This window comes from Desulfobacula toluolica Tol2 (assembly GCF_000307105.1).
Classification (GTDB): Bacteria; Desulfobacterota; Desulfobacteria; order Desulfobacterales; family Desulfobacteraceae; genus Desulfobacula; species Desulfobacula toluolica.
Map to the genome: position 1 here is coordinate 2,383,332 of NC_018645.1, position 11,945 is coordinate 2,395,276.

Annotated in this window: 12 protein-coding genes; 6 read left to right on the top strand and 6 right to left on the bottom strand. The window is 44.2% G+C overall.

Translation table 11 applies throughout. From position 1 onward, the window contains the following. Window positions 1-293 precede the first annotated feature (293 nt). Both TOL2_RS24875 and TOL2_RS10935 read left to right on the top strand, forming a co-directional pair. A complete protein-coding gene (locus tag TOL2_RS24875; protein WP_158406100.1) occupies window positions 294-458 on the top strand; it encodes a hypothetical protein in 165 nt (54 codons plus the stop codon). Then, window positions 451-1,404, top strand: a complete 954-nt coding sequence (locus tag TOL2_RS10935; RefSeq protein WP_014957522.1) for a hypothetical protein — start codon at window positions 451-453, stop codon at window positions 1,402-1,404. The genes TOL2_RS24875 and TOL2_RS10935 overlap by 8 nt, the downstream gene beginning before the upstream one ends. Window positions 1,405-1,653: 249 nt before the next feature. Here the strand turns inward: TOL2_RS10935 and ltrA (TOL2_RS10940) are convergent, their stop codons facing one another. The 3 genes from ltrA (TOL2_RS10940) to TOL2_RS10950 all read right to left on the bottom strand — a co-directional run bounded on the left by ltrA (TOL2_RS10940) (window position 1,654) and on the right by TOL2_RS10950 (window position 5,765). Beyond that, window positions 1,654-2,994 carry a group II intron reverse transcriptase/maturase gene (gene ltrA / locus TOL2_RS10940; RefSeq protein ID WP_014957523.1) on the bottom strand — a complete coding sequence of 447 codons (1,341 nt, stop codon included), beginning with the start codon at window positions 2,992-2,994 and terminating at the stop codon, window positions 1,654-1,656. Window positions 2,995-3,807: 813 nt separating this feature from the next. Then, a complete protein-coding gene (locus TOL2_RS10945; protein WP_014957524.1) occupies window positions 3,808-4,893 on the bottom strand; it encodes an IS91 family transposase in 1,086 nt (361 codons plus the stop codon). Continuing rightward, a complete protein-coding gene (locus tag TOL2_RS10950) occupies window positions 4,890-5,765 on the bottom strand; it encodes a tyrosine-type recombinase/integrase (RefSeq protein ID WP_014957525.1) in 876 nt (291 codons plus the stop codon). Before TOL2_RS10950 ends, TOL2_RS10945 begins: the two co-directional genes overlap by 4 nt. Before the next feature lie 286 nt (window positions 5,766-6,051). Between TOL2_RS10950 and TOL2_RS10955 the strand changes: the two genes are divergently transcribed. Next, window positions 6,052-6,351: a hypothetical protein gene (locus tag TOL2_RS10955; protein ID WP_041279433.1), complete on the top strand. Its 300-nt coding sequence runs from the start codon at window positions 6,052-6,054 to the stop codon at window positions 6,349-6,351. 349 nt (window positions 6,352-6,700) lie between these two features. On the opposite strand, the gene TOL2_RS10960 is transcribed toward TOL2_RS10955, so the two are convergent. Both TOL2_RS10960 and TOL2_RS10965 read right to left on the bottom strand, forming a co-directional pair. Then, a complete protein-coding gene (locus TOL2_RS10960) occupies window positions 6,701-7,786 on the bottom strand; it encodes an IS91 family transposase (RefSeq protein WP_014957526.1) in 1,086 nt (361 codons plus the stop codon). Continuing rightward, complete coding sequence (locus TOL2_RS10965; protein ID WP_014957527.1) at window positions 7,783-8,658, bottom strand: tyrosine-type recombinase/integrase; 876 nt, start codon at window positions 8,656-8,658, stop codon at window positions 7,783-7,785. The genes TOL2_RS10960 and TOL2_RS10965 overlap by 4 nt, the downstream gene beginning before the upstream one ends. A gap of 334 nt (window positions 8,659-8,992) precedes the next feature. Between TOL2_RS10965 and TOL2_RS10970 the strand changes: the two genes are divergently transcribed. Both TOL2_RS10970 and TOL2_RS10975 read left to right on the top strand, forming a co-directional pair. After that, window positions 8,993-9,247, top strand: a complete 255-nt coding sequence (locus TOL2_RS10970; RefSeq protein ID WP_014957528.1) for a type II toxin-antitoxin system HicA family toxin — start codon at window positions 8,993-8,995, stop codon at window positions 9,245-9,247. Then, complete coding sequence (locus tag TOL2_RS10975; protein WP_014957529.1) at window positions 9,244-9,579, top strand: type II toxin-antitoxin system HicB family antitoxin; 336 nt, start codon at window positions 9,244-9,246, stop codon at window positions 9,577-9,579. Before TOL2_RS10970 ends, TOL2_RS10975 begins: the two co-directional genes overlap by 4 nt. 241 nt (window positions 9,580-9,820) lie before the next feature. Here TOL2_RS10975 and ltrA (TOL2_RS10980) read toward each other — a convergent pair whose 3' ends face one another. Further along, the gene (gene ltrA / locus TOL2_RS10980) at window positions 9,821-11,161 is read right to left on the bottom strand and encodes a group II intron reverse transcriptase/maturase (protein ID WP_014957509.1); all 1,341 of its coding nucleotides are present in this window, start codon (window positions 11,159-11,161) and stop codon (window positions 9,821-9,823) included. Between the two features lie 402 nt (window positions 11,162-11,563). Here ltrA (TOL2_RS10980) and TOL2_RS24125 point away from each other — a divergent pair, with 402 nt between their 5' ends. Further along, the gene (locus TOL2_RS24125) at window positions 11,564-11,929 is read left to right on the top strand and encodes a hypothetical protein (RefSeq protein WP_014957530.1); all 366 of its coding nucleotides are present in this window, start codon (window positions 11,564-11,566) and stop codon (window positions 11,927-11,929) included. Window positions 11,930-11,945: the final 16 nt, after the last annotated feature.

The following is an 11,945-nucleotide window of genomic DNA, read 5'->3' on the forward strand; positions in this document are numbered from 1 at the left end:
CCATGCGGTCGGAGCAGGTTACCCTGCCCTCAGTCAATTTCTGCCGCACGCGGCATCCCAGGGCAGCATGGAAGATCTCCCGGGGTAAAACACACGTCTTTCAATACGTGGGTGCCGAGTATACGGACATTGCCTATAATGGATAGAGGACTTTACCTTGTGTTGCAGGCTCGTCCCGCAAATGCACGCCTAACTCGATTTCTGTACGTCACCCCGTACTTTTGTGCCACTCCGCCTCGGCGAAGCCACTGCCTTCCGGAGTACCGTCACCGGGACCCCGTTGTGATAACACTATGCCCTTCGCCTCCATCTGGCTGGGCTTGGGACTTGCCTTGACTTCCATAAAGGAAGATGCAGGCTCACCCTTAAGACGTGTGCCGTGCCCGGCACACAACAGGCGGGTGAACCGGACAGCAAGGGTCTCATTCTTTTTAAAGGTTGAAAAAACTTTTGAATGATGTGCTTTTAATCAACTTTTTTTGGAAACCCTTGCTGCCCGTTACCCAAGCGTTAGGGGTTAAAATGAATATACCTGCTCATACATACAGAAAATTAACTGGTTTTGACAATCCAGATACTGCTCCATATATAAGAGCAAAATTGTTTTTATATTTTGTAACCTGTATTGTTGAAATGAGAGGTGAAATGACTCCATCTGTCATAAAGGACAGATTATACGATTGGGGCTATGAAGACATAACTGTTGATGAAATCCAAAATCAATTCGAAAATGATCCAGATGTGCGTCACTCTAGAAACAGACGTGGTACATACGAAATAAATCCTGCATCAACACATGATATATCAGAAAAATATAAATTAAAATCTTATGAATTAAGTGATTGGAGATTCAAAGTACTATCAGTTCCTATGGTTATTACGTCACTTGCCATGTTAATTGTGTTAGCTATAACTGGTTACCATATTGTAATTAAAAGCGTTGAAATACGTGATATCTCATGGGGAGAGTTCAAAGGCAAGACTAAATTTAACGACAATAAAGTATCTGATGAAACAAGGGCAAAACTCATACTATATTTCATAACAGAACATATAAAACTTAGGTATGATATGACCCCTGATGTATTAATTAATCGTTTACACGATCAAGGGTACACAAAAGCAGAGCTGAACAAGTTGATTTCATCTATAAAAAAAGATGACGATTTTTTGCCATCAACCCAGAGACAAGGGGCTTATAGGATAAATCCAAAATCTGTTAGTAAATATAGAGAAATGCTTAGTATTCAATTTCCAAAAAATAATCATCTTACTATTAATTGGTTTATGAAACATATACCTTTAAGTGGTTGGATTAAATTTATTTGCATTTTTGCTTCAATCATATCAGCCTCTTTTGGTGTTGGTTTGGTAGTTGGGTATTTAAAATCAAAAGAATCATAGAAAAACGGCCTCTTTTGTATTTTGGTTTACACTTTCCAGAACAAGACTCCCTCTTTGAGGGACACTATCTCAAAAAAATGTAAAGCACTTTGAGGGTCATATGAAGGATGCCGAAAAACCTCTAAAATAACACGGTTAAGATTGATGCCATAAAAAACCTATCGGGATAGGACCCCCCATCACTGAGGAGCCCTCCCACACCACCGGACATACGGATCGCGTATCCGGCGGTTCGGCTGATCAGGCAGATTAGTTCCCGGGCAGAAATAATCCAAGAGAAAGGAAATATTTGTTTGGCAGAGCCATGACAACCCATTTAACCCTGCTCATGCGCCAGTGTTTCTTGCGGGAATTTCCGCAAGTGATGGCATATTGAAACGGTATGCCTCGTTTAAGCAGGTTCCGGATTTTCGTTCCGGGATTTTTCCACTGTTTCCATACAACACATCTCAAGCGGCGGATAATCCAGCCGTTCAAGGACTTGAATATGTGTCTTGCTTCGGTGAGACAGTAATAATTCCACCATCCCCTGATGTACATATTCAATTTATCAATGATCTGGGGAAGACTTAGACCACAGTTCCGGTTTGTTAATTCTCGAACCCTTTCTTTGAAGCGCTCGATTGTTTTCCGGTGTATGCGGATCTTGGTCTTGCCGCACATACTGATAAATGTGTAGCCGAGAAATTTGTCCAGCCATGGTCGGCTGGCCTTGCTTTTCTCTTCATTGACCTTGAGCCTGAGCTTTACGGTTATAAACCGTGTAACACTTTTCATAACACGTTCGGCCGCTTTCTTGCTCTTGAGATATATGACAAAGTCATCAGCGTATCTGACAAATTTATGCCCTCTTTTCTCCAACTCTTTATCCAGTTCATCCAAAACGATATTTGAAATCACTGGTGAAAGAGGGCCGCCTTGAGGAGTTCCTTCAGCGGCAGATACAACCACCCCGTCGATCATGACACCGGCTGTTAAGTAACTTCGGATAAGCTTGAGAACCCGCTTATCCTTTATTCTTTCAGCCAGACGGCTCATGAGGCGGTCATGGTTCACTCTGTCGAAAAATTTGGAAAGATCCATATTAACAGAGTGTGTATATCCTGAGAGCAGATAAACTTTGCCTTGGAGTATGGCATCATGCTGGGATCTTCCAGGTCTGAATCCATGACTGGACTCAGAAAAATGCGGGTCCCATATTTGCTGCAATATCTCGCTGACGGCTTGCTGGATCAAACGATCCAAAACTGTTGGAATGCCGAGCAGTCTTACTCCGCCATCGGGTTTAGGAATTTCTTTCCTTTTCACCGGTAATGGCTTGTAGTTTCCCTGCAGCAACTTTCCCTTAACTTTGGGCCAGTGGCGTCTGAGGTAACCCGGTAGTTGATCAACGGTCATGTTGTCGATTCCAGGTGCCCCTTTGTTGCTACGGACCCTTTTTAATGCTCTGAACATGTTTCCCCTTTCAAGGATAAATTCCATGAGTCGGGAACTTTCTGTCGGACTTTCGGTGATCTGTAACGCTGTGAACATTTCCATCTGCTGTGGCAATATGTCCATAAGTATACACCTCCTATTTGTCTCTATCATTTACCCGTACCATTCGGTCCGGGCACCGTTCGGGCCTTCACCGGGGTGAGTCCTCCGTGGAATTCACGGCTCGTTTTCCTGCGGCTACTATGCCCTCTGCTGACTTCTTCCATGCGGTCGGAGCAGGTTACCCTGCCCTCAGCCAATTTCTGCCGCACGCGGCATCCCAGGGCAGCATGGAAGATCTCCCGGGGTAAAACACACGTCTTTCAATACGTGGGTGCCGAGTATACGGACATTGCCTATAATGGATAGAGGACTTTACCTTGTGTTGCAGGCTCGTCCCGCAAATGCACGCCTAACTCGATTTCTGTACGTCACCCCGTACTTTTGTGCCACTCCGCCTCGGCGAAGCCACTGCCTTCCGGAGTACCGTCACCGGGACCCCGTTGTGATAACACTATGCCCTTCGCCTCCATCTGGCTGGGCTTGGGACTTGCCTTGACTTCCATAAAGGAAGATGCAGGCTCACCCTTAAGACGTGTACCGTGCCCGGCACACAACAAATAAAGGATTAGTAACCGTGCCGAGGCACGAGGCTCGGTACTAATCCTATGGTTCAAGAAGCCGCGGATCAATAGGGGGAAAGGTTAACGATTTGCTGGATGTGTTTATGACAAGATGTGATTAAAATATCAAAAGATGGCCTTTATCCTGATGTAAAAATCAAAATTCAGGTCGTTTTCAGCCCTTAAAACCCAGGTCAAAAATTAAAATACCGTCAATTTGGCGTACGGATACTGAAGCATGTCGATAGTCATTTATCAGGCTGTTTTTAAAGTCGAGCAACACCGGGTAGTCAGTTTTGTGAAGTTATCCGGGCCTGCCTCTTGGTTCCGGCTTTGCAAAGAAAATAAATTTCAAATCATGCCCGCAATGGCTGCATTTAATACCCGGTATTTCAAGTTCCGGGATTTTAATAAAAAGAGCAATAATGTCATGGATGAATGAGATGAGTTCACGGATTTTTTCTATGGACAATGCGCTGTTGGGATTGAGAAATCCATAATGTCTAATTTTCATAAACCCTTTGGGAAGAACATGCTGCAAGAACCGTCGGATAAACTCCATGGCATCCAATGCCATAGTTTTCCACTTCTTTTTTTCACGGTCTTTATATAAAAATTTGATGACGCCATTTTCAATGCTTTTAATACGATTATTGGAGATGGCAACCCGGAACAAATATCTTGAAAGATAGCGCAGGGAATTTTGTCCCTGCGCCACGGCCTGGCTGTCAATCACCCATTGCTGTTTCCATACTGCGGAATCAATTTTATCGAGCAGCCCGGCTTTTTTTATGGCATCTTTGAATTTGGCTTTAAAAATGACCGCCAGAGGTTTTGTGTGAACAAACAGATCCTGTCTGGAAGAAAGCCATTGGTCATTATCAGATAAAGCACCTCCGGGAATTATTATATGCAAATGTGGATGATACTGAAGCATGCCGCCCCATGTGTGGAGGGCTGCCAGATATCCGATTCGATCAGATCCGATAAACCGTGTATCTTGTGCCAGTTTTTTCAGGGCTTCATTGGTGCATGAAAACAGGGCACCATAAGATAATTTTTGATGAGACCTTACAACATCCCGCAGGCCCTGGGGAAGTGTAATGGTTAACAGGAAATAATAGGTCGGCAGCAGCTTTTTCATCTGCTGATCCAGCCATTGGTCCGCTTTACTCTGCTGACAGTTGGGACAATGACGATTGCCGCAGCAGCAGTGAATAAAATGCAGATTACGGCAGTCATCACATTCATACACCATTGTTCCAAAGGAACCCTTTCTGCAGGCACTGATATCCCGTATGGTTTTTTTATGAGACTTCGGCATTCGATCTCCATAAAGTGTCAGATATTTCGGCCCATACATTTGGAAGATTTTTTGAACAGCACTCATGACAACACCCCCTGCATGACTTTGGAAACTTTGTCATTGGAATCAACTTGGGCCTGTGTGGTTACATGCAGATAAATCATGGTGCTTTTAAGGGTTTTATGGCCTAATATTTTTTGCACATGGCGTATGGGGATATTAGCTTCCAGCAAATGCGTCGCATAGGCATGGCGGAAGATATGAGGGTGAACATGTTTTTTAAACTTCAGGCGTTTCAAAGTAGATCGCAAAACGCCTTGAACCCCACTGTCACTGACATGATTTTTGGCATATTGAGCGTCCTTACCGCCATTGCGGCCCAAAGCAGGGAATATCCATTTTGAATTACGATGGGTTTTATAGTATTTGCGCAACGTCAACAGGGTTATTTTGGGTAAAGGCACCGTCCTGTCCATGGCACCCTTTCCACCGTGAATATGCACAAGTCCCCTGTCGGAAAGAATATCTTTGACCTGAAGTGTTGTTGCCTCCCTTAAACGCAGTCCCATGGAATATAATGTCAAATAAAATGCATGACTTTGCACAGTGGGAAGGGCATAAATAATCTTTCTGACTTCCTCCAGACTCAGAATAGTCGGTAAGGTCTGCTCACGCTTCCATTTGATGTCGTTGAAAATGTTCCAGGACCGGACCAGCGTTTTGGTAAAAAAATGCTGAATACCAGAGTAACTGATCCGCAGAGTAGCAGCGCTCCAGCCGAATTCATTCTGGCAGCAAAGCCAGTATTGACGGAGCTGTTCTTCAGTGATATCTTCTAATGGTTTATTGTAAAAGCGATGTAGTCTTAAAACCGAACTGGTATAGGATTGAATGCTCCTTTTTGCATAACCGGCAAGTTGGAGATCTTCTTTAAAACGTTTGATTAAATTGCTCATGGTATCTTCCTTTTTTCTTTAACCTTGTCGGGTGAAGATACCGACCTGCAAGCCGGTAACAAGATACCATGAGCAATGGAATTGAACAATGATGATACGGCTTAATCTGCCGCGTAGCGGCTTACTTGAACAAAACGCTGCAGCTGACCGGGGGGAGCTAGCGGCTCTTTGAACGTGCTTGGTTTTAGAAAAAACTTGGCTTTTAGAAAGTGCTCGGCTATATGCCCCCCGGCCAGCTGAGCTCCCCGTTATATTCAGATTCAACAACCTTAGAAATGGAGAAACAATGTCAAATCGAATTACACCTATAAAAAAAACCGTTTATGGGTTTGTAATTGCTGCAATTTTAGTTTTAGTCAATTCTGGTGTAGCCATTACAAGCCTCTCCAAATCAAGTAAAGTTATTTCAAAACTGGCAACTATTCAGAATATCGATGAAAGAAATGAAATCACAATGAATCTGATTCAGTTCCAAGCAAACGCAAATAAGAAATTAATCATTTCTTCGATAACATCTGTTGCTGTAATTTTATTAACTGGCACAATGATTGGGCGTGCATTAATTGCGACAGAGAAGAAAAGTTAAATGAGATATGAGATAATTCATCAGCCATTTTGAATATAACAAATAAAGGATTAGTAACCGTGCCGAGGCACGAGGCTCGGTACTAATCCTATGGTTCAAGAAGCTGCGGATCAATAGGGGGAAAGGTTAACGATTTGCTGGATGTGTTTATGACAAGATGTGATTAAAATATCAAAAGATGGCCTTTATCCTGATGTAAAAATCAAAATTCAGGTCGTTTTCAGCCCTTAAAACCCAGGTCAAAAATTAAAATACCGTCAATTTGGCGTACGGATACTGAAGCATGTCGATAGTCATTTATCAGGCTGTTTTTAAAGTCGAGCAACACCGGGTAGTCAGTTTTGTGAAGTTATCCGGGCCTGCCTCTTGGTTCCGGCTTTGCAAAGAAAATAAATTTCAAATCATGCCCGCAATGGCTGCATTTAATACCCGGTATTTCAAGTTCCGGGATTTTAATAAAAAGAGCAATAATGTCATGGATGAATGAGATGAGTTCACGGATTTTTTCTATGGACAATGCGCTGTTGGGATTGAGAAATCCATAATGTCTAATTTTCATAAACCCTTTGGGAAGAACATGCTGCAAGAACCGTCGGATAAACTCCATGGCATCCAATGCCATAGTTTTCCACTTCTTTTTTTCACGGTCTTTATATAAAAATTTGATGACGCCATTTTCAATGCTTTTAATACGATTATTGGAGATGGCAACCCGGAACACATATCTTGAAAGATAGCGCAGGGAATTTTGTCCCTGCGCCACGGCCTGGCTGTCAATCACCCATTGCTGTTTCCATACTGCGGAATCAATTTTATCGAGCAGCCCGGCTTTTTTTATGGCATCTTTGAATTTGGCTTTAAAAATGACCGCCAGAGGTTTTGTGTGAACAAACAGATCCTGTCTGGAAGAAAGCCATTGGTCATTATCAGATAAAGCACCTCCGGGAATTATTATATGCAAATGTGGATGATACTGAAGCATGCCGCCCCATGTGTGGAGGGCTGCCAGATATCCGATTCGATCAGATCCGATAAACCGTGTATCTTGTGCCAGTTTTTTCAGGGCTTCATTGGTGCATGAAAACAGGGCACCATAAGATAATTTTTGATGAGACCTTACAACATCCCGCAGGCCCTGGGGAAGTGTAATGGTTAACAGGAAATAATAGGTCGGCAGCAGCTTTTTCATCTGCTGATCCAGCCACTGGTCCGCTTTACTCTGCTGACAGTTGGGACAATGACGATTGCCGCAGCAGCAGTGAATAAAATGCAGATTACGGCAGTCATCACATTCATACACCATTGTTCCAAAGGAACCCTTTCTGCAGGCACTGATATCCCGTATGGTTTTTTTATGAGACTTCGGCATTCGATCTCCATAAAGTGTCAGATATTTCGGCCCATACATTTGGAAGATTTTTTGAACAGCACTCATGACAACACCCCCTGCATGACTTTGGAAACTTTGTCATTGGAATCAACTTGGGCCTGTGTGGTCACATGCAGATAAATCATGGTGCTTTTAAGGGTTTTATGGCCTAATATTTTTTGCACATGGCGTATGGGGATATTAGCTTCCAGCAAATGCGTCGCATAGGCATGGCGGAAGACATGAGGGTGAACATGTTTTTTAAACTTCAGGCGTTTCAAAGTAGATCGCAAAACGCCTTGAACCCCACTGTCACTGACATGATTTTTGGCATATTGAGCGTCCTTACCGCCATTGCGGCCCAAAGCAGGGAATATCCATTTTGAATTACGATGGGTTTTATAGTATTTGCGCAACGTCAACAGGGTTATTTTGGGTAAAGGCACCGTCCTGTCCATGGCACCCTTTCCACCGTGAATATGCACAAGTCCCCTGTCGGAAAGAATATCTTTGACCTGAAGTGTTGTTGCCTCCCTTAAACGCAGTCCCATGGAATATAATGTCAAATAAAATGCATGACTTTGCACAGTGGGAAGGGCATAAATAATCTTTCTGACTTCCTCCAGACTCAGAATAGTCGGTAAGGTCTGCTCACGCTTCCATTTGATGTCGTTGAAAATGTTCCAGGACCGGACCAGCGTTTTGGTAAAAAAATGCTGAATACCAGAGTAACTGATCCGCAGAGTAGCAGCGCTCCAGCCGAATTCATTCTGGCAGCAAAGCCAGTATTGACGGAGCTGTTCTTCAGTGATATCTTCTAATGGTTTATTGTAAAAGCGATGTAGTCTTAAAACCGAACTGGTATAGGATTGAATGCTCCTTTTTGCATAACCGGCAAGTTGGAGATCTTCTTTAAAACGTTTGATTAAATTGCTCATGGTATCTTCCTTTTTTCTTTAACCTTGTCGGGTGAAGATACCGACCTGCAAGCCGGTAACAAGATACCATGAGCAATGGAATTGAACAATGATGATACGGCTTAATCTGCCGCGTAGCGGCTTACTTGAACAGGCGTGTGAACCGGACAGCAAGGGTCTCATTCTTTTTAAAGGTTGGAAAACTTTTAAATGATGTGCTTTCAATCGACTTTTTTTGGAAACCCTTGCTGCCCGTTACCCAAGCGTTGGAAAGCCTCCTTGCCGATTTTGAGCTATTGTACTATGCAATCATTTTTAGCTTGCACATGCAATCATTATGCGCTATCATATTAGCATGAAAACAAAACACCAAAAAACTTTGGCAACAATTTTCACTGACCCTGTAAATGGGAATATGGAATGGAACAAGATTGAGGCGCTTCTTATCGCACTTGGTTGCCGAGTTATTGAGGGAGCAGGATCAAGCGTTACCTTTGAGAAAAAAGGCATTCGAGCATATTTTCACAGACCACATCCTGAGAAGGAAGCTTTGAGGTATCGCATTAAGGATGCTCGTGAATTCATAAAGAAAATAGGAGAGACACCATGAAAGGGATGAATCATAAAGGCTATTTCGCCAAAGTTGAATTTGACTCTGAGGATCATATCTTTGTCGGCCATATTATTGGCATCCGTGATATTGTTGGTTTTCATGGTGAATCTGTCACCGAGTTGGAAACAGCCTTTCAAGAGGCAGTTGACAACTACCTTGCTGCCTGTAACGAACTTGGCCAAGAGCCTAACAAGCCATATTCCGGCAATCTTATGCTAAGAATTCCTTCCGAGATACATGCGGCAGTGGCTTCTGCAGCAGAAGCCAGCGGTAAAAGCATTAACCAGTGGGCGGCTGGAGTTCTGGAGAAAGAAAGTCACGCCCATTAATTTTCCAAGAGACTCAAGCTTATAGCTTCTAAGTACTCGAACATAAGTTCCGTCCTCTACATAGCAAGGGATTCCGCCGATTGAGAGGCCTTCTTCCAAGCTGAAATCGGAAAAAATTTTAGTCCAGGTGCTTAAGTGGTTCCTGCATTTCCATCGGGATAGGACCCCCCATCACTGAGGAGCCCTCCCACACCACCGGACATACGGATCGCGTATCCGGCGGTTCGGCTGATCAGGCAGATTAGTTCCCGGGCAGAAATAATCCAAGAGAAAGGAAATATTTGTTTGGCAGAGCCATGACAACCCATTTAACCCTGCTCATGCGCCAGTGTTTCTTGCGGGAATTTCCGCAAGTGACGGCATATTGAAACGGTATGCCTCGTTTAAGCAGGTTCCGGATTTTCGTTCCGGGATTTTTCCACTGTTTCCATACAACACATCTCAAGCGGCGGATAATCCAGCCGTTCAAGGACTTGAATATGTGTCTTGCTTCGGTGAGACAGTAATAATTCCACCATCCCCTGATGTACATATTCAATTTATCAATGATCTGGGGAAGACTTAGACCACAGTTCCGGTTTGTTAATTCTCGAACCCTTTCTTTGAAGCGCTCGATTGTTTTCCGGTGTATGCGGATCTTGGTCTTGCCGCACATACTGATAAATGTGTAGCCGAGAAATTTGTCCAGCCATGGTCGGCTGACCTTGCTTTTCTCTTCATTGACCTTGAGCCTGAGCTTTACGGTTATAAACCGTGTAACACTTTTCATAACACGTTCGGCCGCTTTCTTGCTCTTGAGATATATGACAAAGTCATCAGCGTATCTGACAAATTTATGCCCTCTTTTCTCCAACTCTTTATCCAGTTCATCCAAAACGATATTTGAGATCACTGGTGAAAGAGGGCCGCCTTGAGGAGTTCCTTCAGCGGCAGATACAACCACCCCGTCGATCATGACACCGGCTGTTAAGTAACTTCGGATAAGCTTGAGAACCCGCTTATCCTTTATTCTTTCAGCCAGACGGCTCATGAGGCGGTCATGGTTCACTCTGTCGAAAAATTTGGAAAGATCCATATTAACAGAGTGTGTATATCCTGAGAGCAGATAAACTTTGCCTTGGAGTATGGCATCATGCTGGGATCTTCCAGGTCTGAATCCATGACTGGACTCAGAAAAATGCGGGTCCCATATTTGCTGCAATATCTCGCTGACGGCTTGCTGGATCAAACGATCCAAAACTGTTGGAATGCCGAGCAGTCTTACTCCGCCATCGGGTTTAGGAATTTCTTTCCTTTTCACCGGTAATGGCTTGTAGTTTCCCTGCAGCAACTTTCCCTTAACTTTGGGCCAGTGGCGTCTGAGGTAACCCGGTAGTTGATCAACGGTCATGTTGTCGATTCCAGGTGCCCCTTTGTTGCTACGGACCCTTTTTAATGCTCTGAACATGTTTCCCCTTTCAAGGATAAACTCCATGAGTCGGGAACTTTCTGTCGGACTTTCGGTGATCTGTAACGCTGTGAACATTTCCATCTGCTGTGGCAATATGTCCATAAGTATACACCTCCTATTTGTCTCTATCATTTACCCGTACCATTCGGTCCGGGCACCGTTCGGGCCTTCACCGGGGTGAGTCCTCCGTGGAATTCACGGCTCGTTTTCCTGCGGCTACTATGCCCTCTGCTGACTTCTTCCATGCGGTCGGAGCAGGTTACCCTGCCCTCAGCCAATTTCTGCCGCACGCGGCATCCCAGGGCAGCATGGAAGATCTCCCGGGGTAAAACACACGTCTTTCAATACGTGGGTGCCGAGTATACGGACATTGCCTATAATGGATAGAGGACTTTACCTTGTGTTGCAGGCTCGTCCCGCAAATGCACGCCTAACTCGATTTCTGTACGTCACCCCGTACTTTTGTGCCACTCCGCCTCGGCGAAGCCACTGCCTTCCGGAGTACCGTCACCGGGACCCCGTTGTGATAACACTATGCCCTTCGCCTCCATCTGGCTGGGCTTGGGACTTGCCTTGACTTCCATAAAGGAAGATGCAGGCTCACCCTTAAGACGTGTGCCGTGCCCGGCACACAACAGGCGGGTGAACCGGACAGCAAGGGTCTCATTCTTTTTAAAGGTTGAAAAACTTTTCAATGGTGTGCTTTCAATCGACTTTTTTGGAAACCCTTGCTGCCCGTTACCCAAACGTTGGGGGCAACCTACTATCAATTTTAAAGCGACCGACGTAAAAACAGACAGATTGAACCGTTTGAAGATTTTTCAGCATGTAGGATTCAAAATGCAATTTCATAGAAAATCCTTATCCTACCGGGTGTTTCAGTTTAAAAAGGATCATTGATTTTGTTTTGAATTTA

Coding starts and splice junctions, on each gene's coding strand:
- TOL2_RS24875 (WP_158406100.1), top strand. CDS start 294: ATGCCCTTCGCCTCCATCTGGCTGGGCTTGGGACTTGCCTTGACTTCC.
- ltrA (WP_014957523.1), bottom strand. CDS start 2,994: ATGATAGAGACAAATAGGAGGTGTATACTTATGGACATATTGCCACAG.
- TOL2_RS10945 (WP_014957524.1), bottom strand. CDS start 4,893: ATGAGTGCTGTTCAAAAAATCTTCCAAATGTATGGGCCGAAATATCTG.
- TOL2_RS10950 (WP_014957525.1), bottom strand. CDS start 5,765: ATGAGCAATTTAATCAAACGTTTTAAAGAAGATCTCCAACTTGCCGGT.
- TOL2_RS10955 (WP_041279433.1), top strand. CDS start 6,052: ATGTCAAATCGAATTACACCTATAAAAAAAACCGTTTATGGGTTTGTA.
- TOL2_RS10960 (WP_014957526.1), bottom strand. CDS start 7,786: ATGAGTGCTGTTCAAAAAATCTTCCAAATGTATGGGCCGAAATATCTG.
- TOL2_RS10965 (WP_014957527.1), bottom strand. CDS start 8,658: ATGAGCAATTTAATCAAACGTTTTAAAGAAGATCTCCAACTTGCCGGT.
- TOL2_RS10970 (WP_014957528.1), top strand. CDS start 8,993: ATGAAAACAAAACACCAAAAAACTTTGGCAACAATTTTCACTGACCCT.
- TOL2_RS10975 (WP_014957529.1), top strand. CDS start 9,244: ATGAAAGGGATGAATCATAAAGGCTATTTCGCCAAAGTTGAATTTGAC.
- ltrA (WP_014957509.1), bottom strand. CDS start 11,161: ATGATAGAGACAAATAGGAGGTGTATACTTATGGACATATTGCCACAG.
- TOL2_RS24125 (WP_014957530.1), top strand. CDS start 11,564: ATGCCCTTCGCCTCCATCTGGCTGGGCTTGGGACTTGCCTTGACTTCC.